Origin of the sequence: Helicobacter sp. 10-6591 (genome assembly GCF_003288805.1) — a bacterium.
Taxonomy (GTDB): Bacteria; Campylobacterota; Campylobacteria; order Campylobacterales; family Helicobacteraceae; genus Helicobacter_F.
The window spans coordinates 21,445-43,134 of the sequence record NZ_NHYK01000015.1; the positions used below are offsets into that span (position 1 = coordinate 21,445).

The window sequence follows — 21,690 nt, forward strand, 5'->3', positions numbered from 1 at the left end:
CAATGCAGTTTCTGATGAAACTAAAAAATTTTTTTTCAGGTTGGATTGGCACAATTATTCTTCTTTTGCTCATTATCTTTTTCTTTGCGCAGCCTTTTATAATTCCTACGCGTTCTATGGTTGGAAGTTTTTTTGAAGGCGATATGCTCATGGTCAAAAAGTTTAGTTTTGGTGTTCCGATTCCACGCTTGCCACTCATTGATATACCTATCATGCCTGATGTATTTGGCAATGGGCATTTGATCGAGGGGGATCGCCCACAAAGAGGTGATATTGTCGTGTTTATTCCCCCAATGGAGCAGAATACCTACTATGTCAAGCGCGTTTTTGCTGTGGGTAGTGATGAAGTGCTTTTTAACAAAGATGGTTATTTTTTGCGCCCAAATGGTGGTGATAAAGAAATAGAACACATCACCAAAACACTGGAGAATCAAGGGATAAAAATACAGCAAAAATACTTTTTTGGAAAAAAATATATACAAGATCCATTCATCACACTCTATGGAGGCATTTCTTATACGCCAATCTATTGGCATAAAGAAGAGTTAGCAAACCATCCAAATATACGACCACTTGAAAGAATCGCATACCACTACGACAAAGAAAACCAAAAGTTTTATACAAAAATTTGTGCTAACGGAGATTCTAAAATCTCTCTTGCTGATAGGAGAAAAGACTGTTCTTTATTTGAGAAATCTTATAGCAATGAAAGTGTGGATAAATTTTTGAAAGTCCAAAATATCACTTTTGCCGAGATGCAGTATTTTGAAAGCTTGGGTAGAGCTATGCGTCTAGTACAAAACAATGGCGAGAAAATCTTTTATTTCAAAGTGCCTCAAGATGAGTTTTTTATGGCGGGTGATAATCGCAATAATAGCTATGATTCTAGATTCTGGGGGAGCGTGCCTTATAGTAATATTATTGGTAAGCCTTGGTTTATCTACTTGAGTTTCAATAAGGCAAATAGCGAGGAGATAGGAGCTGATATGGATCTCAAGAAACGTTATAGCGTGCGCTGGGAGAGAATGTTTAAGAGTGTGGATTCGTTAGAAAGAGATTCAAAAACCAGACGGGAAAAACTACAATCCCAAGAAGCACAAACTCAGAGACTAGCTGTAGAAGTTTTAGAAAATGACTTTCTTTAGCAAATAAACCAATACAAGAGAATATATGCAAATCTTTATCGCTAGCGATCACGCAGGTTTTGGGTTAAAGGCCTCACTGAGAGCATATTTATTGGATTTGGGATTGGATGTGCAGGATTTGGGAGTGGATTGTAAGGAGAGTGTGGATTATCCAGACTTTGCAAATGTTCTCTGCCAGCAAGTATTAAAGTGCCAAGGTTCTAAGGGTATTCTTATTTGCGGGAGTGGGATAGGAATGAGTATTGCCGCTAATAGATTGTGTGGGATTCGCGCTGCGCTTTGTACCGATAGCCTCATGGCGAAGCTAGCACGTGCGCATAATGATAGTAATGTCTTATGCCTCGGCCAGAGAATCATAGGAGAGGCTGTGGCCTTTGACATTGTAGAGGCGTTTTTAAATACACCTTTTGAAAATGGTCGCCACCAAATAAGAGTACAAAAGCTAGGATAGGGCAGACAAGTGGTATTTGTAGCGCAGTGGATTTTTCTTACAGGCTTTATACTCTTTGTGTTTTATATGATTGTGCGGACGTTTTTTTATAAAAGTGTCGCTCGCAAAGAGGAGAAAAAGTCTGCTTCTATGAAGCTTACATTAAGCGAAGCGGAGATTCTTATACGCAAGCATCAGCTGCAGCTCCAGAGGGCATTAGGCAATATGGATAATATGCAGCAAGAGATGAATGCACTCAAAAATGAAGTCAAACTTCTCAAAGCTCGTAATTCCCAATACAGAATCGAAACCGACAAATACAAGGCTCGTATAAAAGAGCTAGAGCAGAAAATCCAAGCATTGCTTTAATACATACGAGGAGGAGTTATGGATCACCAAAAGCTTAGAGATTCAATAAGAAAGATACCTGATTATCCAAAACCCGGGATTTTGTTTTATGACATCACGACAATGATAGCCAACCAAGAAGTGTTTTCACAGCTTATTGGCTCTCTGAAAGAGCGTTATATAAAGCAAAACATAGATTTTATTGTAGGAATCGAATCTCGAGGTTTTATATTTGGTGCAAGTCTGGCCTATGCACTTGGAATCGGATTTGTGCCAATCCGCAAAAAAGGCAAATTGCCATCTACTACAATCAGCGAGAAATATAGTCTTGAATATGGATTTGATGAAGTGGAGATTCACATTGATGCCTTTGAGGGTAAAAAGGGTGCTCGCGTAGTGCTTATCGATGATTTGATAGCCACAGGTGGTACTGCGCAAGCGAGTGTGAAGCTTATCCAGAGTGCTGGTGGCAAATGCATCGAGGCATGCTTTATCCTAAATCTTGCCGAGCTTGATGGGGTAAAAAATATGGAAAAACTCACAAAAGTCTTTTGTGTGCTAGATATTTAGGGGCTTTAAGCGATGGATAGAGTGAGAGAATTTGCTAGAAACAACCCCAAAAAACTTTTCGTATGGAGTGTGATTCTTCTGCTTTTTGTTTTGCTTTTTTATTCCTACAAAAGCAGCGGTTTCTCACTAGAGGAATTTATCACAAAGCTTTGGGAGGAACATGTCGAGAGATGGGGTTATCTTATTTTGTTTTGTTGGGGAATCTTAGAAGGTGAGCTTGGGCTTATTTTTGCAGGACTTGCAGTACATGATGGAAAAATGGACATGTTTTTGGCGATTTTTATCGCAGGATTGGGCGGCTTTGTGGGTGATCAGATTTATTTCTATATAGGGCGTTTAAACCGCTCAGGGATTCAAAAAAGCTTCAAAGCACAACGCAGACAATTCGCCCTTGCCCATCTGTTATTACAAAAGTATGGATGGAGCATTATTTTTATCCAGCGTTATATGTATGGTATGAGGACAATTATTCCCATAAGTATAGGCACTACGCGTTATCACGCTGGCAAATTTGCTTTGATCAATTTCTTAAGCGCGCAGGTATGGGCGGCCATTACTATTTGCATCACCTGGTATTTTGGGGAAGAGATTTTTATGGTACTTGATTGGTTTAAGGACCATCCATATTTACTTATCGTATTGGCTTTAGTGATTGGAGGCGGTGTGGTGGTGTATTTTAAGACCCAGACAAAGCGCGTAGATAGAAGCATCAAACGCATACAAACCTCGATGAAAGAGGTAACCAATTGAAAGGAGAAAAAATGGAATTAGAATTAAAGGTCGCGCGTAGTTGTAAGGCAGATGTAGAAGTTGAGATTTTAGATTTTGATACAAAAAGCAAGAATTTTAAGGTGGCAGAAAAATTAGGATTTGATGGAAAAGGCGGGTTTTTTTTACAAGAACAAAAGCTTTTTCTGCTGGTGGTTGAGAAGCTAGATTCAGATTGTTTGCGTGAAGCAGGTGCAAATATCGCAAGATATTTTAAAAATCTGCCTTTTACGAGTCTGAGTGTGCCTAGCTTTTGTGATGCCCAATTGACTTATGCCTTAGCTTTAGGAATTCTTGCAGGTGTATACAATAGTGCGATGTATAAAAATGAGAGCAAGAAACCCAAGCTCAAAACCATCTATTTTCTTGGAGATTCTAAGAATCTGGATTCTCTGGATTCTGCTTGTCAAAAAGCCCAAATCATTGCAAGCAGTCTTGCTATCACACGCGATTTGGTAAATACCATGCCACAAGTTGCTACGCCAAAATATCTTGCTGATTTTTGTAAGCAGCTAGCAAAGAATCTGCCGCTTGAATACAAGGCACTTGAACAAAAAGATTTGGAAAAAGAAAATATGCAAGCTTTTCTTGCTGTAGCGCGCGCTTCTTGCCACAAGCCGTATTTGATCCATCTTACTTATAAGCCAAAAAATGCACATACAAAAGTCGTACTAGTAGGCAAAGGACTCACTTACGATAGTGGGGGATTAAGTCTGAAGCCAGCAGATTATATGGTAACGATGAAGGCTGATAAAAGTGGAGCTTGCGCGGTTATTGGAATCATGCATGCGGTAGCAAAACTTGGATTGGCAATAGAAGTCCATGGGATTGTAGGTGCGGCTGAAAATATGATAGGCGGGGATGCATACAAACCCGATGATGTGCTTTTCTCTCGTGAGGGTAAAAGCATTGAGGTGCGTAATACCGATGCTGAAGGTCGCTTGGTACTAAGCGATTGTCTGAGTTATGCACAAGATTTAGCGCCTGATTTTTTGCTTGATTTTGCAACGCTTACAGGTGCTTGTGTTGTAGCGCTTGGCGAATATACAAGCGGGATTATGGGATATAACGAGGAGTTAAAGTGCGCATTTGAATCAAGTGCTACTAGAAGTGGGGAGTTGAGTGCTAGGCTGCCATTTAATCGCCATATCAAAAAACTCATAGAATCAAAAATCGCAGATGTATGCAATGTCTCATCTAGTCGCTATGGAGGCGCGATAAGTGCAGGTATGTTCTTGGGTGAATTTATCCGTGAGGAATACAAGCACAGATGGCTACATATCGATATAGCAGGACCAGCATATGTGGAAAAAGAATGGGATATTAATCCATATGGTGCAAGTGGTGCAGGGGTGAGAGCGTGCGTGGAGTTTTTAGAATCTTTACAAACGCAATCCCACAAAAACTCTAGCGTCAAAAAATCTTTGGATTCCAAAAATTCCAGAAAGTAGTCAAAAATGGCACTTTCTATCGGAATAGTAGGACTTCCAAATGTAGGCAAATCCACAACCTTTAATGCCCTCACAAAATCACAGAATGCCCAAGCAGCCAATTATCCATTTTGCACCATAGAGCCAAACAAAGCCATCGTAGAAGTGCCAGATATACGTCTTAAAGTACTAAGTGAGATTGTAAAGCCGCAGAGAATCTTATATGCACAAGTGGAGTTTGTGGATATTGCAGGACTTGTACGTGGAGCAAGCAAAGGCGAAGGTTTAGGGAATCAATTCTTAGCAAATATCAAAGAAGCGGATGCAATTTTGCATATCGTGCGCTGCTTTGAAGATTCTGATATTACGCATGTAGAAAACCGCATAAACCCCGTTGCCGATATTGGGATTATAGAACTAGAACTTGTCCTGGCTGATATTGTTACCTTGCAGAGAAAAATCGCCAAATTAGAGCGCGAGAGCAAGGCGCAAAAAAATAGCTCCAAAACCTTAGAGGTAGCAAACAAACTTCTTGCGCATTTAGAATCTGATAACCCAGCAAGCAGTTTTGAAAAAAGCGAGGAATTTGTAGGACTTGATAGAGAACTGCGACTTTTGAGCAATAAAAAGGTCATATATGCTGCAAATGTGGATGAAAAGGGCTTGAGCAAAGATAATGAATATGTAGAAAAAGTGCGCGAATATGGTGCAAAAAACGGCGCTGAGGTTATCAAGCTCTGCGCGAAAATAGAAGAAGAGATGGTAGGTCTAGATGACAAAGAGCGTGCAGAGTTTTTAAGCGCGCTTGGGAGCTCAGAATCTGGATTGGAGCAGATTATAAGAAGTGGCTTTAGACTTCTTGGGCTTATTAGTTATTTTACAGCGGGGGTCAAAGAAGTGCGTGCTTGGACTATTGCCAATGGTACGAAAGCCCCTCAGGCTGCAAGCGTGATACATAATGATTTTGAGAAAGGCTTTATACGTGCTGAGACTATTAGCTATGATGATTTTGTGAAATACGGCGGTGAGGCAAAAGCCAAAGAATCAGGAGCTATGCGAAGCGAGGGAAAAGAATATATAGTGCAAGATGGCGATATTATGCGATTCCGCTTTAATGTATAAATAAAATTTAAGAGAGGTTTGGAAACCGGTTATGGAAAATACAAAACAGGAAAAATCCCTGTCACATTTGATAATGGGGGGGGGGATTGTACTTATCCCTGCTTATAAGCCTACAGATTCATTAATTGAGTTTGTTGGTGAGCTTCTTTGTTCTGATTTTGCGGTGGTTGTCGTCAATGATGGCTCGCCGCAAGATTTTGATTCTGTTTTTTCATCTCTCCCACCACAAGTTGGCATTCTCAGGCACGCTATAAATTTGGGCAAAGGCGCAGCACTCAAATCTGGCATAAACTCCATTCTCACCCAAGAGAAGCGATACTCTTGCATTATTACAGCTGATTGTGATGGGCAGCACTCGCTTGAAGACATCAAAAATCTTTACCAAACATTTATCCAAAATGATGTAGATCTCGCGCTTGGCGTGAGAGATTTTGATAAGAGTGTGCCACTGCGCTCGCGCTTTGGTAACAAACTCACACAAAAGCTTTTCAAACTTATGTATGGAAAAAACATCGCTGATACACAAACAGGATTGCGAGCTTTTAGCTATGAATTTGCGAAAAATCTTTTGAAGATTCCCTACAATGGCTACGAATTTGAGATGGATATGCTTATCCAAGCATGCAATAACACATATAAAATTTTGCAAACCCCAATCCATACAATCTATATTGACAATAACGCAAGCTCACACTTTAATCCCTTCTTGGATTCTCTTAATATCTACTTTGTGCTTTTTAGACATATTACAAATTCATTAATTACTGCACTTTTGGATTATGTGGTGTTTGTCTTAAGCTTTGGTTTGAGTGGCTCGCTTTTTGTCTCTATGCTCTGTGGACGCATTATCGCAGGTAGTTTTAACTTCATTATAGGCAAGAGATTTGTCTTCAAAAGCAAAAACAATATGAGTTTTGAGATTATCAGCTACTGTTTCCTCACTCTTATTCTTATGCTGCTCTCATACAAAGGCATTGAGATTTTATCTGCATATAGCGGTGTCAGTGAGATTATCATCAAGCCAATATGCGAGCTGGGAATCTTTGCTATAAGTTTCTTGGTACAGAGATTTGTGATTTTTAAACCCCAAAGCGAAGTTATACAGCTAAGAAAGCAAGATGATTCTTGTGACTTAAAAAATACATCGGGGGGGGGGGGCATAGCTCCCTAAAGGCTACAGATTGGGAGAATTACTATAAAAAGCGCGGTGAGAAGAAGAAACTCCACATCGCAAATCTCACAAGAAAATGGAGTGCAAGAATGATTCTAAGTGCATTACCTAGAGAATCCACAAAAATTTGTGAATTTGGAGGAGGCGATAGCTGCTTTTACCAAAGCTTTAGGGCAGTTTATCAAAATGCCAAATATGTAGTGTTTGATAGTTCAGAAAATGGTGTCATGGCTTTTAATCAAAAATATGCGCAAGGTTTTCAGACTTCCAAACAAATTGCCTACCAACTCAATGTCTTGGAATCGTATTTGTGTGAGGAATTTGACATTGTGTTTTCTGTGGGCTTGATTGAGCATTTTGGTAAGGATTTGACACAGGCAATGATTGAGAGACACTTTGAAGCATGCAAATCAGGTGGCTATGTGCTTATTACCTATCCTACACCGACTTCGCTTTATTGCTTCATACGCGGGGTTTTGGAATATCTCAAGATGTGGGAGTTTCATGATGAGCGCCCTTTACTTTTTGATGAAGTTCATAGTACTTGCAAGAAGTTTGGCGCTTTGCGTTTGAGAAAACTCAACTGGCCTATTCTCTTGACGCAAGAGGTGCTTGTATACCAAAAACATTAATCTTAATCTCAAAAGGAAATCTATGAGTCTAGTGCTAGCATTTTTGGGGTTTTTTGTCGCCGTATTTTTGCCTGGTAGTGTGCTGTATAAGCTTTCTGAAAGATATTTCAAACATGATGTTTTCTTTCCAAATGTATGGGTTTATGTGATTGTATGCTTTGGTCTAAGTCTAGTGTTTAATTTCTTTATGGTCTCTTTGCTTGTGTGGCTTCATCTCTATACCCATAGCATACTTATATCGCTTACCTTCTTAGAAATTCTTGGCTTTTTGTGGGTGTATAAAAGAGAGCTTGTGTCTGGGTTAAAGTGCTTAGAATTTGATAGCCATATGCAAGAGCTTATCTATTTTGCAGGGATTGGAATCTGTATCTATGTGTTTTGCAAAAAGTTTGGCCTAGATATTTTTTATGCATGGGATTCTGTGGTTTCATGGAATAGATGGGCAGGTGAGTGGGCTAGTGGTAAGTTTGTGTTAAATGAAGGTGGATATGCACAGATCTATCCTATTTTACTCTCTTTGGGCTATGTGCTAAGCTCTAAAATCTCAGATTTTCAAGGTATTGGCGTTACTATCTATTGGTATTTTGCGTTAATGGGTCTTTTGGGCTGTGTGTTTTTGCTCTTTGATAAAAACAATCTCAAGTTAAGCGCTCTTGGCTTTGTCGTGCTAGCTTTTTTCTATATCGTGTATTTTGCAATCAAACAGAGAGAATTTCATGTAGGCTATGTTGATATGCCTGTAAGTCTGGTTATTTTGCTAAGTGCGCTTTGTCTGCTGAGGGCGAGCTTTGAAACAAGTCAAAAAGATGTGCGATTCTATCTCTATTTGGGTGCGCTTCTAGCTGGTGTGAGCGCAGAGATTAAGCAATCTGGACTTTTTTGGTGCGTGATGTATATCATCGGGCTATTGTATTTTTGGCGGTTTTCTTACTTCACACTCTCACTGAAAGTCTTTGGAGTCTGTGTTGGCATTATTATATTCTTATGTGCACCTTGGATTCTCATAGCGCTCTATAAAAAGCTTTTCTTATCCGTAGATGCGACAAACATCCAGCACACTTGGCAAGAAATCTATCAAGGCAAGTCATACCTTGAGCGCCTAAGCCACGCGCTTACGAAGTATTACCAAATGAGCGTGTTGTTTTTCCTCTCGCTTATTAGTTTATTTTCAAAGCGCTTTGCGTTTTTTGGAGTCGTTGGGGTGGTGTATTTCTTGTTATGGGGCTGCTTGCTTAGCTATGACCTGCGCAATCTCCAAGGTGGATTGCCTATGATGATTCTCGCATTGAGTGGAGGTGTATGGAGTATGCTGAACTCACGCACATTTTTTACTCTCTTAGAGTTTTTGCACAAGCGCTTAGCACTCATTTTACTTCTTGGTGTGATTGCCACAAGTCTCAGACTGCCTTTTGTGCAAGAGAAAATTTTGACAATCGAGCAAGGAGGAAGGATTAATATCGGGGGCAGAGATACCAATGAGCTTGTGTTAGCAACCTTTAAACATAAAGGCATAAAACCTATTATTACAGATAATCAACTCTTAGTTTATGCACTTGGCTTTGATCGCAAATATTATGAGCATTTCTCTTTTAGCCAGGATACTAGAGCGTTTGAAAAATTTCTTTCGACATACATGGAGCCAAGTTTTTATGTCTTATTGCAAAATGATTATGTTGGATACTACAAGGAGTTTTTTGAAGAAAATAATCTTGTGATTCTAGGAAGCAGCGGCTACTACACTCTCTTAGAGCGTGAATAATATGCTATAATCGCGCGCTTTGCAAGCATATCTGAACTTTCTTATCACTTCTTTATGGCTATTAAAAATTTACAGATATGGATTTGAAGGCTTACTCTAGGGGTTGAACTAATGCAGGATAAGATTCTCTACGCATTTTTTAGTGAGAACTATGCTCAGACATTAGAATTGTGTAATTCTCATAGTGATAGCTTATTTGCGCAGGAATTTGGAGCTTTAAGTGCAATAAAGCTTGGGGATTGGACTAAAGCACTTGGATTTTTAGAAAAGGTCTATCAGCACAAGCAAAATGCATTCTGGAAGCTTTATCTAGCAAAAGCCTATGTGTATGGGACAAAGGATTTTGCTAAGGCTTTTGCGATGTTTAATGAGCTTTTAGAAAACCAAGAATTCTTTGATGAAGTGGCTTTAGAAGCAGGCTTTAGCTACAAATGTGCAGGCAGGACACAAGAAGCAGGAGATCTCTTTAGGCAGCTTGTAGAGCGTCATCCAGAAAATTTAGAATTTTGGGCTAACTATGCTGAGGTGTATTTTGATAATTACCCAAAAGAAAGCCTAGAAATACACCAAAAGCTTTGTGAAGTAGCAAAAGGTATTATGAAAGATTTAAAAGACAATCCCAAATCACAGCGAGAAGCGTTAAGCCATAGCTTAGAGTTACGATTACAAAGAGCAAATGAGAATCCACAAATTGATTCTATTAACAATTACCTCAATACAAAGATTTATCCACAAATTGCCTATTTATACCTCAAGCTTTTTCGGCTCGATGAAAGTTCGAAATTATTCCATTCCTTGCAAGAGTTTAATCAGAATAATGCGCCTTTTTGGCAGAATTTTGCCAAGACATTAGAACTTACAAGCGATTATCAGGGTGCTTATGAAGCCTATCAGAAGGCTATTGGTATCCATCCGCATGCTACTTACTACTTTGATTTGGCGTTTTTGCTTATGCGTATCGGGGAGTTTGATGAAGGGGTGAAGCATTATGAAGCAAGGTTGTATTACGCAAACGATGCAAGCTTTAGTTCACGGCATTACACCCAAAGTCTTGATGCTTTTAATAAACATGGTGTGGATGCTTTTAAGGGCAAGAAAGTCGTTGTGTTCTGCGAACAGGGCTTTGGCGATACGATAATGTATGCAAGATGCCTGCAGAAGCTTTGTGGTATAGCTAAAGAAGTCTTATTCGCGCCACAAACTGCGCTATATAGCTTATTTGATTATAGTTTGAAAAAGTTTGAGACTACAGACTTTGGAAATATGAGAATCCAAAAAGACATCCCTGTAAAATTTGATTATGCTATGCCTGTTTGCTCTCTACCTGTCTTTTGTGGTATCACAAAAGATGAGATTCCCTTACTTAAGACACCTATACTTGTGCCCACAAAAAAGACCAAAAAAGATTCCCTAAAAGCCAAGAAACCAAAGGTTGGGCTTTTTTGGTTCACTCCTAAAGGAGATGATAGTAATTTGAAGCGGAACTTTGATTTAGGCTTTCTTATAGAGGCTTTCGAAGAAAGTGGATATGAGCTTATCTCCTTTCAAGTCGAGGGAGAAGAGGTCAAGAATCTTCCGAGCTTTATTATTAATAAAGGTAAAGATTTTGGCACTTGGTTTGATACCTATAAGGTCTTAGCAGAAATTGATTGTATGGTATCTATTGATACAGCTATAGCTCATCTTGCTTTGGCTATGGAGATTCCTACAATACTCTTATTGAGCAGGAGATTTGATTGGCGTTGGGGGAAATTTGAGAATCCTTCAAGCCTCTTTTGGCCAAATGCAAATATCATAGTGCATAAAGACAGAGAGCAAGCTTTGGATGAACTCAAAACAAAGACCAAAGAGATTTTGCAAGCTAAGGTTTAGAATCTTTTGTGTCAGTAGGTTGCTCTAAGATATAGGTTGGACGCATTTTGACCTGCTCGTAGATTCTTGCGATGTATTCTCCAATCACTCCTAGGATTATAAGTTCAATTCCACCTATGAAGCTGATGACAACAATAAGGCTAGGATAGCCCGCGACAGGGTTACCATATAAAAGTGTTTTGACAACTATGATGCTCCCATACACGACAGAAAGCGTACTGATGATCAACCCAAGCACGAAGGCTATACGAAGTGGCAGAGTACTAAAGCTTATAATCCCCTCAATACCGTATTTGAAAAGTTTCCAGAAATTCCAGCTTGAGGCTGCTTTAAAATGCGGTATATACTCGTACTCTAGGCATTGACGCTTGAATCCCACCCACTCAAACATCGCCTTTGAAAATCTATGATACTCAGGCATTGAGAGAAGTGCACTCGCTACGACCCTATCCATCAGTCTAAAGTCGCGCACTCCAGATTCTATTTTCACTTCAGATACGAAGTTTGAGAGCTTATAGAATATCTCGCTAAAGAATGCACGGATTTTATTTTCACCCATACGATTTGTGCGCTTTGCGTATATGACTTTGATTTCTCTTTGGGAATCCAGCCAGATATTTAGCATTTGCGGAATGAGACTTGGAGGATCTTGTAAATCTGCATCAAGCAAGATAACACCTTCGCCGCTTGCATGCTCTAACCCCGCGATGATTGCAGATTCCTTGCCAAAATTACGCGAGAAATTGATAATTTTGATTATGTAGTCGCTACTTTGGTTATGCAGCTGTATGTTTTGTAAAGCTTGTAGTGTTTTATCCTTGCTCCCGTCATTGACGAAAATAAGCTCATAAAAATAGCCTTGTGTATGGCAAGAGCTCCAATCTTTTGGTTTGAATACTTTAGCAAGCTTTGGTTTTGTCTGCTCTATGATATTTAGCATCTGAGAAAAAAACGCAGGAATGGATACTTCCTCGTTATAGCAGGGGACGATTATGGACACGCAGACAAATACATCAGTCTTTAAAACGGGGGGGGGGGCAAATACATATGACTTCTCTCTAGGTATAAAATTATTTTAATTGTAATCTACACAACTGCAATTTTTCAACCCATCACATAGAGATATTTTCTATCTGTTATAAATGAGTGCCTTATTGCTTGAGCTTATTGTTCCTTTATTTTCAAAGCTCTCTCATTGTAGAGCCACCACGAAAGAGTATGTTCCATCCTTGCCCATTTTGAATCGTTCTATTAAGAGTAGCTCCTGCTGATGTGGTTAAAAAGTGTGTCGTAGCTCAAAGCGTGATTTGCCGAAGTTCATATCGCCTGTGGCGTATGCATACCATACAGAGAAATTCAGCTTATCGCTGAGCTTGTAGCTTAGTGATGGAGTGATTTCTGTGAAGGTGATGCCTTTAGCAGTGGTTTGTCTGGGTGCTTTGGCTACATCTAATATCGTGTAGTTATTGTCCCCTCCTATGTGGGCGATGTCGAGATTTATCTTAAAAGGCTTGCTGATAGCGTAGCTTAGGACAAGATAGAGGCTTGTGATACTTGTGCCGTGTCTGCCGCCATTGCCCATAAATACGAAGCCCTCGCTTGCGGCATCGAGATTACCAACCCAAGCCTTGCCCCCAACATCTAGTGCGCCTTTGTAATCAAGCGATACGCCATAGCCATCACCAAAACTTCCTAGGAAGCCTAGCTTGCTTGAGAATCCAGCATTCTTGTAGCCTATCTGTATGTTATACACACCTCTGTGGTTAGCCCAGTCGGTATTGCCATTAAAACCTGTGTATTTTGGTCTTGTGGTGCTTGAGAAGCCTTCGTTGCTTGTATTGATATTACCTGGTGCCCATTTAATAAGCTTGGAAGTGTCACCAGCACCTTTGCCAAAGTCTGGCTTGGGATTCATACCTGCAGCTGCTACTTGTGCGCGTATATGGAAGTGGGAGTGTGCAAACTTGAGATCACTGAATGCGAGATAATCAAGCAGGCCTGAGACATTCCCCACACTGACATTAAAGCTTAGTCCACTCAAGTCATCACCCTTGATAGCAAATATCACGAGATTCCGACCTATACCCAGACTGGCAGCCTTGTAGTCATTTGCCACTGCTTTGTGGGAGCGCAAAGCATAGGCTATGCGGTTGGTTACCCAAGTGTCGAAATATCCTAGTTGGTATTGGAGCTTGTGGGATGTGAGTTTGGAATCCACACCTATACCAAGGTCGAGATTCTTGTCTGTCCATACAGAGTTGAGATTGAGGCGGCCTATGTTGATGGTGGCTTGTGTGTTTGCTGTTTGTAGCTCTTTGGATACATAGTAGGTAGCGATTGTGAATCTGTCCGCGAATACACTGCCAACAGCTACTCCTAATGATCCTTGTATATCTTTGTCCGTATTGTGGGTATCTCTGCTGGGTGAGGCTGAGCCTTGGTTGAAAAAGATTCCAGCTGTGAAACTGAAGCCTTTTGATTTAGCCGTTGTGGCATCGAGTTTTAGTCTGTATTGCTGTCTTTGTGCAGAGCCACCGATACCATCTGCTGTCATATAGCGCATGTATGCAAAGCCCTTAAAACTCATACCATCAAGAAGGCTTGGCTTTGTCTCTTTGGCTGCTTCTTTTGGCACCTCCTCTTGTTTTGTTTCTTGCTGTGGCACTTTGGTGGATGGAATCTCATTTGCGCTGAGGGCCAAAATGCTTGCTAAGAATATATAGAGTGTGACTTGCTGCTTCATGTTTTCTCCTTAACTTGATGTGATTTCAACGATGAGATTGTAGGCTACACAATGAGTGAAATATATTGATTTCTTGTAAAATCCCTGCAAAATCCTATCTGTCAAAAACCTACCTATCTTAGCGGAATTGGGGGAGCTTGGAGGAGTAAGAATTGCGAGTTGGTCTGTTTTTAAAAACTTTTCGCCAAAAGAGTGAGATCCCAAGTTTTGAGCATCTTATAGAATCTATGTATGTGTGCGTGATGAAAGCTTTGGGATTGGAAGGTGTAGATTCGAAACTTGTGCGCGTTGGCTATATCATGCTTGTTGATTGTTTGCTTGGTTTTCTGTTCTGCCTGCCGCTTTATGTGCTGGTGTTTTTTGATGTGTGCTTTGAGAGTGATACACCACTTTGGCTAGGGAGTGTGGCTGGAATAATAAGCGTGTATGTGTATATGAGAATGCCAAAAAACAGGCGCTTTGGCGTGGGAGTCTTTGTAGGGTTGTTTTGCTTTTATTGGGTTGGGCTGAGCTTTAGATTTGTGGGGTTGGAGTATCTGGTGCCTGTGATAAGCTTGCTTGTAGCGCTGGTGTATGGGGTAGTGTTCTGGCTGGTGGCATTTTGTGAATGCTTGCTTGTGCGGCTCTTAGGGTTATTGCTTCTTGGCAGTATCACGCCCTTTGGGTTTGACTGGCTGAATGTCTCTAGCTTCTTTGCTTATAGCTATTTTGGATTGGAGTTATTGCATCTGGCACTTATTGTTTGTGCGGTGTATTTGTTTATAACCCGCACAACACTTAGGCTTCTTGGGGCTTTGGTCCTGCTCTTTCTCGCGCTTGATTTTAGGTATTTGGAGCGAGGGGAAGGTAAGCAGGACTTTAGTCATATCACTCTTGCTTCCACGCAGGTAACCCAAGAGCTTAAGTGGAATCCTCAAAAAAACAAAGAAATAGTCTCGCAAAATCTCAAGCTGATTAAGGATTCTAAAAATACAGACAAAAGAGTAGTTGTCTTGCCAGAGAATGCCTTTCCGTTTGTGCTAAGCAAAGATTTAGATATCTATAATGAACTTTTAGAGCTTTCTCATGGGATTGTCATTATTACAGGCGCGCTGTATAGGGAGCAAGACAGGTATTATAATAGTCTTTTTGTGTTTGATGATTCTAAGGTTAGCCGCGTGGATAAAGTCGTCTTAGCACCATTTGGGGAGGTCGTGCCATTGCCGTATTTTATAAAGAAGCATTTTCCATTTTTGCTGGATATGGAATTTGCTAGGGGGAGTGGATTTGAAGATATTAAGGTACTAGGACAGAAGATTCGTGTAGGAATCTGCTATGAGGCTACGCACAGCAAGCTTTATGAGGACTATCCAAATGTCGTGCTTGCCATTAGCAATAATGCGTGGTTTTATCCAAGCATAGAGCCTGTAATGCAAAGAATGCTTATGAAATACTATGCGCGCAAAAACAATAGCTTTGTGCTACATGCGGCAAATATGAGCAAGAGCTTTGTGCTTGCACCTTTTTAGGCTTTGAATGATTTGCCAAAATTACTCATCAAGCCTTCGCATACCCGCATACCACAAAGGATAATGATCCAAGAGATATAAATCCAAGTCATCAAAAAAAGCAATATAGAGATTTGTCCGTAGATGCTCTTGTAGGTCTGATTGTAGAAAATATAATACACAAATGCCCATTTGATAAGCAGCCAAACAAGAGAGCTTATAAGACTCGAAAGAAGTAGGGGCACAAGGCGTAGGGGCTTGTTTGCTGAGATTTTAAAGAGTAGCAAGAACATGCACCAGGTAATGATGTAAGGTAGAAAATCAAATAGGATACTTAAGTCTGCCACTCCCGTGAGCCTTTTTTGGACTTCTTGGTTTGTGTAGATTGAAAGCGTAAGGCAAATAGGAAAGAGCGTTATCATAGTCCAATACACCATGATGGAATCTAGGAAACTTCTTGGCTTGGAATTAAACATCTTTGCGGCTGCGTATTCAAAATTGCGAAAAAACAGAATAGATGTGATGAATACAAAAATAACCCCCATAACGCCAAGCTTCGTGCTATTTGCCAAGAAAGTATCAAGATAGTGGGCAAATATTTCGGTGTGTGTGGGCAGTATGTTTGAGAGAATGATGGTTTTGAATTCTTGCATTTGGTTTTTGAATTGTGGGAGGTTCAGCAGGATAGAAAACAGTATCAAGAGTAGCGGAATCATCGCAAACACACTATAAAAACTCAGACTTGCTGCATAGATAAGCTGCTGGTCAAAAAACTTGTAGATTCTATGGAACTCGAATTTTAGCTTGCGGTAGAGTGTGGGAACTTTCTTTGGTTTATGCATTCTGCTTCTTTGTGATAATAAGGTCTTATAAGTGCTACATAGCCTAGTGACAGCTTGTAGCTATGGTATATCCGTAAGAGAGTACGCGATCCCTATCTTGCTCTGGTGTCTCACCTTTTGTGGTGAGATAGTCTCCAAGCACTACGGCATTGATCCCGCACTCAAAAAGAGCCTTTTGCTCTTGGCCAAATATATGCTCCCTACCGCCTGCTATCATAAGACGCGTGTTTGGCAAGAATTCACGCGCTAGGGTTACGCATTCTAACGCTTCCTCTTGTGTAAGCTTTGTGCTACTAAGAGGCAATGATGGATTTGCAATAAAAAAATTTATAGGACTTGAGTGGGGGGTGAGAATCTGCAGGGTTTTTAGGAGGCTTATCCTATCGCTCCAGCTTTCCCCTAGACCAAAAATCCCTCCGCTACATAGTCCAAGCTCTGCACGCAAGGTATTCTCACAAGTCTCAAAGCGCTCTTCCCAAGTGTGTGTGCTACAAATTTGCGCAAAGAATTCTTTGGAGGTTTCTAGATTATGGTTGTAGCTATCTACGCCGTTTTTTTTCAGGTATTTGAGAGATTCTAAATCTGCTCTACCGCAACAAGCGATAATATGCAAGCCTAAATCTGCCGCTTTTATCGCGTTTGCAGCTTGGGCTATATACTCACATTTTTGTGAGTCTAATCCTCGCCCCGAGGTAACCAGACAAAATCCCAGCGCCCCAAATTCTTTGAGCCGCTTGGCTTCTTGCAGGATCTGCTGTATGGGCTTGTTTTTGTAGATGGGTACATTTGTATTGTAGTGCGCACTTTGCGTGCAATATTTGCAATCCTCCTTGCAGTTGCCCGAAGTGACATTGCAAATCGAACAAAGAAAAATTTCATTCGTAGTGCTCATTTTTTCTCCTCATTCATAGTTGTTGGAATCTATGGTTACTTGGCGGAGGCGTGGATAAGTTGTTGGATTTTATTTGCCACTAGCATTGCATTCTTGCCATCATTTTCGTTTGGCAGACTAGAGTTTTTGTGCTTTGAGTTAGATCTGCAGAGATTTGCAAAATCTAGCAGCTCTAAAAGCAATGCTTCTTGCGCCCGAATCTCTATAGATTCACTTCGGCTTGAGATTGATATATTATGCAGGTGCTGTTCTAGGGTCTGTTTATTGACAAGCACTTCTTTGCTTAAGAGATTACAGTCGATATACATATCCTCGCAGGTTACGCTGATTTGGCGGATTCTCTTTTCTGTGACTCTTGAAGCAGTGATTGTACTAAAAGCACCGTTTTTATGTGCAATGATGGCGCGTGCATACTCTATCATCCCATTGATTATGATTCCATGTGCTTGTATGCTCTGTGGCTCTCCATTAAACAGCAGACTTAAGTCAATATCGTGAATCATCAGATCCATCACGACATCCACATCAGTAATGCGACTACTCATCTTGTTTGTACGTGTAAAATCGATACTGAAAATGCGATCAGAGTTTTTGAGCAACTCTTTGAGTGCGCTAATGGCTGGGTTGTAGCGCTCGATAAATCCTACTTGTATATTGAGGTTGTTTTCTCTTGCGGCATCTACGATAATTTGCGTGGTATCAAGTGTATCGGTAAGCGGCTTTTCTACAAAGATATTTTTTGTGTGCGCACTTACCTTCTTGATATAGTCAAAATGCGTGAATGTAGGCGTGACGATGATTACGCCATCACTATTTTTGAGCGCATCTTCTAGTGCATCATCGTTTTTGAGCATAGGCACACCAAAGTCCGTAGCGGTTTTTACCAAAAGCTCGGTATTGACATCATAGATAAAGCTTATATCTACATTTTTTAGCATATTAAGGTTGCGGAGGTGGTTTTGTCCCATTTTGCCAATACCAAGCAGGCCAATTTTTATGATTTTGTTTTCCATGGTGAAATTTACCTTTAGAGTTTTTGGAGTTCAGAAGAGAGAGTACTTATAATGTAGTCTTGTTCGTCTTTATTGAGGAATGCACTAAAAGGTAAGGAGAATATTTCGCTTGCAATCGCTTCGCTGGTAGGAAAATCGCCTACTTTGTAGCCAAGATAGGCTAAAGATTCTTGTAAATGTAGCGGTATAGGATAATGTATAGCGGTTGGTATGCCCTTTTCTTGTAGAGCCTTCAGTAAAGAATCACGCTTGCTTGCTTTGTCTTGCAAGATTTTTTGCGAGAGTGGGTATTGCGCATCGGGTGCTTTGGGTGATAGTCGCACGGAGTATTGGGCATATGCACTGACATAAGATTCTGGTATATAGGGCAGGATAAGCCGGTAGTTTTGAGAATCTATTTTTTTTAAGCCACTATTGTAGGCGTTTGCTAACTCTTGGCGGATTTTTAACTCGTTTTCAAAATGCTTGAGCTTGACATTAAGCACTGCACATTGCAAGGAGTCTAGTCTGGCATTGAGTCCTATATATTTATGCGAGTAGCGCGCGACCTGCCCGTGATTAAGCAATGAGCCAATTTGGGAATCTAGCTTTTCATCATTGCTAAACACCGCTCCACCATCGCCATAGCACCCTAGAGGCTTTGAGGGGAAAAAGCTTGTAACGCCCATACTTCTGATAGTTTGTGAGCCTAAGTTACAGCTCTTGCGTCCTTTATACAGCCCACCAAAGCTCTGGCAAGCATCCTCAATCACTGCAAGATCATGCTCTTTTGCAATGGCATTGATACTATCCATATCTGCTGGCAAACCATACAGACTGACAGGAATGATAGCCTTTGTCTTGGGTGTGATGTGTGTGCGGATTTTATCTACATCTATATTGTAAGTGCGCTCATTAATATCCACAAATACAGGTCTAGCTCCAAGTAAGGCTATCATCTCGGCAGTGGCTATGAAGGTAAAGGGTGTCGTGATAACTTCATCGCCACTTTTGATACCAAGTGCTAAGAGAGAGAGCAAAAGTGCGTCTGTCCCGCTTGAGACAGCCCGTGCGTATTTGCAGCCACAAAATCTCGCAAGATTTATCTCTAGCTCTCTTACACTCTCTCCCATCACATAAGCGCTTGATTCTAGAACTTTGGCTATCTCAGAATCTATATCTTGTTTATAAGCATGGTATTGGGCTTTGAGATTGATAAAGTCGATATTCATAATTGGGGCCTTTGGTGTTTTATAGACTTTTGCTACGCACAGTTGCAGCGATTCTACCAAAAAAGCATTAAAGTTTTTTTCGAGCTTCCGATATTGAAATGATCCCAAGCAAGGAAGCGGGGGAAATATTATGTAAGGAGTGATATATGGCTTTTCAAGTCAATACAAATGTGAATGCACTTAGCGCGCATGTTCAAGGAGTTTTTACACAGTCCAATATGAGAAATTCACTGGACAAGCTGAGTTCTGGTTTGCGAATCAACAAGGCAGCAGACGATGCTTCAGGCATGACTATTGCAGATAGTTTGCGAAGTCAAGCAAGTGCATTAGGACAAGCTATAAAAAACACGAACGATGGTATGGGGATTATCCAAATTGCTGATAAAGCAATGGATGAGCAGATAAAAATCCTCGATACGATCAAAGTAAAAGCTGTACAAGCTGCTCAAGATGGGCAATCTACACAATCTCGTCAGGCGATCCAAGCTGATATCAAAAGGCTTATTGAAGGGCTTGATAACATTGGTAATACCACGACCTACAATGGACAAGCACTTCTTTCTGGCGTCTTCTCAAATAGGGAATTCCAAGTTGGTGCGTATTCTAATCAGACTATCAAAGTCTCAATTGGTTCGACGACAAGCGATAAGATAGGACAGGTGCGAATTGAAACAGGACAGAATGTGACAGCTACTGGCGAAGTCCAATTGAAGTTCATCAATGTAGATGGCGTCAATGACGTACAGCTAGAATCTGTCAAGATCTCTACTTCAGCAGGTACAGGCTTAGGCGTTCTCGCAGAAGTTATCAACAAAAACTCTGATCAATTAGGTGTAAGAGCGCAGGCTAATGTCGTTTCTACTTCAGATGAAGCAATCAAAGCTGGTTCGCTCATAGGGCTTGTGCTTAATGGAATCTCAATTGGTGATATTGTTGATATCAAGGACAATGACAGCGATGGTCGTTTGGTGCAAGCGATTAATGCAACCACACAAGATACAGGTGTAGAAGCCTATACAGACAATCTTGGTCGATTGAATTTGCGCAGTACAGATGGTCGTGGTATCCAGTTCGCGATTACAGGCACACCAAGCGAAGGACAGACTGTCTCTATTGATAAGCTCAATGGTGGGCAAGATGTGACAGGACAAGTAGATCAAAACACAGGTGAAGTTACAGGTGGATCTATAAATCTCGGTCGTCTTTCACTTGTAAGGACTGATGCGAGGGATATTGTCGTAAGTGGAGTGAATATCAGCGCTACTGGTTATGGCCAAAATCAGGCAGTAGCTGAAGCCACTGTGAATCTACGCGGAGTGATAGATAGCTTTGATTCTGATATACGTTCTGCGGCAGGTGGTAACTACAACAAAGTGTTTGGAGATGAAAGTAAGAATTTAGGTGCTGGTGTAACAAGCTTGCGTGGTGCTATGGTGGTCATGGATATAGCAGAGTCTGCACAAAAGGCTCTTGATAGAATCCGCGCGGATTTAGGTTCTGTCCAAGGCCAAATGATTAGCACGATAAACAACATTAGCGTTACTCAAGTGAATGTCAAAGCAGCGGAATCACAAATCCGCGAAGTAGATTTTGCGGCAGAAAGCTCAGAATTTACTAAGCTTAATATTCTTGCGCAGTCTGGAAGTTATGCACTTTCTCAAGCAAATGCAGTACAGCAAAATATCTTGCGACTTCTTAACTAAGCTAGGAGTAACTCCTAGCTTTTCTGCTATTTCTCTTCTTTCTTTCTATTTGAACAATCCTCTAAACAACTTCTTTATCAATCAGTAATTCATTTATACAAGAGTGCAGATTTGCTCATACAAGAGCAGCAAGAATATGTGCGCGAAGTATTTGTAGAAAACTCTGCTATGCTGCTTCTGACAGCCATAGCCAACCCTGCAAGACTTGATGACTTTCCTTGTATTGCGATTAAGACTGAAGATAAAAGATGAAGTACTAGAGCGTATAGATTCTTATATAGCCAAACATACTCCACCAAGAGAAGCAATCCACCACATCTAAGCACTATTCCAAAAAGAGTGATAAATCCAACCAAAGCTAGTACAGAGATATATTCGCCAAAGCCTGCTCTAAAAGGTTTTATTAATTTGTGAAAGATAAGTTTGTACAGATCGTACCAAGTGTTAAGAATCAGAGATTCTTAGCTTAGTCTAAAGTCTGCTGCAAGAGATTTTGTATAGGAAGCTTTGCATCTGGTTCTACCAAGCGCTCGCCAACTTCTTTTCCATTCT

20 protein-coding genes are annotated in these 21,690 nt (G+C 40.6%); 14 read left to right on the top strand and 6 right to left on the bottom strand.

The genetic code is table 11. The annotated features are described in order from the left end of the window. Window positions 1-2 precede the first annotated feature (2 nt). From lepB to CCY97_RS05930, 11 genes are all read left to right on the top strand, one after another. Window positions 3-1,145: a signal peptidase I gene (lepB, locus tag CCY97_RS05880; protein WP_112064555.1), complete on the top strand. Its 1,143-nt coding sequence runs from the start codon at window positions 3-5 to the stop codon at window positions 1,143-1,145. Window positions 1,146-1,170: 25 nt separating this feature from the next. Further along, entirely contained in the window at window positions 1,171-1,596 is a 426-nt protein-coding gene (gene rpiB / locus CCY97_RS05885) for a ribose 5-phosphate isomerase B (protein ID WP_112064556.1), read from the top strand. A 66-nt stretch (window positions 1,597-1,662) separates the two neighbouring features. After that, on the top strand, window positions 1,663-1,944 hold the full coding sequence (locus CCY97_RS05890; protein ID WP_181562844.1) for a hypothetical protein: 282 nt from the start codon (window positions 1,663-1,665) through the stop codon (window positions 1,942-1,944). Window positions 1,945-1,962: 18 nt separating this feature from the next. Next, window positions 1,963-2,493: an adenine phosphoribosyltransferase gene (gene apt / locus CCY97_RS05895; protein ID WP_112064558.1), complete on the top strand. Its 531-nt coding sequence runs from the start codon at window positions 1,963-1,965 to the stop codon at window positions 2,491-2,493. A 12-nt stretch (window positions 2,494-2,505) separates the two neighbouring features. Continuing rightward, window positions 2,506-3,243, top strand: a complete 738-nt coding sequence (locus CCY97_RS05900) for a DedA family protein (protein WP_112064559.1) — start codon at window positions 2,506-2,508, stop codon at window positions 3,241-3,243. An 11-nt stretch (window positions 3,244-3,254) separates the two neighbouring features. Then, the gene (locus CCY97_RS05905; RefSeq protein WP_112064560.1) at window positions 3,255-4,712 is read left to right on the top strand and encodes a leucyl aminopeptidase; all 1,458 of its coding nucleotides are present in this window, start codon (window positions 3,255-3,257) and stop codon (window positions 4,710-4,712) included. Between the two features lie 6 nt (window positions 4,713-4,718). Beyond that, window positions 4,719-5,813, top strand: coding sequence for a redox-regulated ATPase YchF (gene ychF, locus CCY97_RS05910; RefSeq protein WP_112064561.1), 1,095 nt, complete (start codon window positions 4,719-4,721; stop codon window positions 5,811-5,813). Between the two features lie 31 nt (window positions 5,814-5,844). Next, on the top strand, window positions 5,845-6,984 hold the full coding sequence (locus CCY97_RS05915) for a bifunctional glycosyltransferase family 2/GtrA family protein (protein ID WP_112064562.1): 1,140 nt from the start codon (window positions 5,845-5,847) through the stop codon (window positions 6,982-6,984). Window positions 6,985-7,073: 89 nt separating this feature from the next. Beyond that, window positions 7,074-7,616, top strand: a complete 543-nt coding sequence (locus tag CCY97_RS05920; RefSeq protein ID WP_112064563.1) for a class I SAM-dependent methyltransferase — start codon at window positions 7,074-7,076, stop codon at window positions 7,614-7,616. Between the two features lie 22 nt (window positions 7,617-7,638). Next, a complete protein-coding gene (locus tag CCY97_RS05925; RefSeq protein WP_112064564.1) occupies window positions 7,639-9,375 on the top strand; it encodes a hypothetical protein in 1,737 nt (578 codons plus the stop codon). Between the two features lie 111 nt (window positions 9,376-9,486). Beyond that, window positions 9,487-11,247 carry a tetratricopeptide repeat protein gene (locus tag CCY97_RS05930; RefSeq protein WP_112064565.1) on the top strand — a complete coding sequence of 587 codons (1,761 nt, stop codon included), beginning with the start codon at window positions 9,487-9,489 and terminating at the stop codon, window positions 11,245-11,247. On the opposite strand, the gene CCY97_RS05935 is transcribed toward CCY97_RS05930, so the two are convergent. Continuing rightward, window positions 11,237-12,247 carry a glycosyltransferase family 2 protein gene (locus tag CCY97_RS05935; protein ID WP_258457056.1) on the bottom strand — a complete coding sequence of 337 codons (1,011 nt, stop codon included), beginning with the start codon at window positions 12,245-12,247 and terminating at the stop codon, window positions 11,237-11,239. The two genes, CCY97_RS05930 and CCY97_RS05935, sit on opposite strands and share 11 nt — an antisense overlap. 276 nt (window positions 12,248-12,523) lie before the next feature. Continuing rightward, a complete protein-coding gene (locus tag CCY97_RS05940; protein ID WP_112064567.1) occupies window positions 12,524-13,990 on the bottom strand; it encodes a major outer membrane protein in 1,467 nt (488 codons plus the stop codon). Window positions 13,991-14,142: 152 nt separating this feature from the next. On the opposite strand from CCY97_RS05940, the gene lnt reads away from it, so the two are divergent. Next, entirely contained in the window at window positions 14,143-15,498 is a 1,356-nt protein-coding gene (gene lnt, locus CCY97_RS05945) for an apolipoprotein N-acyltransferase (RefSeq protein WP_112064568.1), read from the top strand. Here the strand turns inward: lnt and CCY97_RS05950 are convergent. The 4 genes from CCY97_RS05950 to CCY97_RS05965 are packed head-to-tail and all read right to left on the bottom strand — an operon-like array spanning window position 15,495 to window position 19,435. Next, a complete protein-coding gene (locus CCY97_RS05950) occupies window positions 15,495-16,319 on the bottom strand; it encodes a YihY family inner membrane protein (protein WP_112064569.1) in 825 nt (274 codons plus the stop codon). The genes lnt and CCY97_RS05950 overlap by 4 nt on opposite strands. A gap of 43 nt (window positions 16,320-16,362) precedes the next feature. Then, window positions 16,363-17,211: a biotin synthase gene (locus CCY97_RS05955; RefSeq protein WP_112064570.1), complete on the bottom strand. Its 849-nt coding sequence runs from the start codon at window positions 17,209-17,211 to the stop codon at window positions 16,363-16,365. A 35-nt stretch (window positions 17,212-17,246) separates the two neighbouring features. Then, a complete protein-coding gene (locus CCY97_RS05960; protein WP_112064571.1) occupies window positions 17,247-18,224 on the bottom strand; it encodes a Gfo/Idh/MocA family oxidoreductase in 978 nt (325 codons plus the stop codon). A gap of 14 nt (window positions 18,225-18,238) precedes the next feature. After that, on the bottom strand, window positions 18,239-19,435 hold the full coding sequence (locus tag CCY97_RS05965) for a DegT/DnrJ/EryC1/StrS family aminotransferase (protein ID WP_112064572.1): 1,197 nt from the start codon (window positions 19,433-19,435) through the stop codon (window positions 18,239-18,241). Window positions 19,436-19,581: 146 nt separating this feature from the next. Here CCY97_RS05965 and CCY97_RS05970 point away from each other — a divergent pair, with 146 nt between their 5' ends. Next, a complete protein-coding gene (locus CCY97_RS05970; RefSeq protein ID WP_112064573.1) occupies window positions 19,582-21,138 on the top strand; it encodes a flagellin A in 1,557 nt (518 codons plus the stop codon). 111 nt (window positions 21,139-21,249) lie between these two features. Further along, a complete protein-coding gene (locus CCY97_RS08275) occupies window positions 21,250-21,390 on the top strand; it encodes a hypothetical protein (RefSeq protein WP_181562843.1) in 141 nt (46 codons plus the stop codon). Window positions 21,391-21,690: the final 300 nt, after the last annotated feature.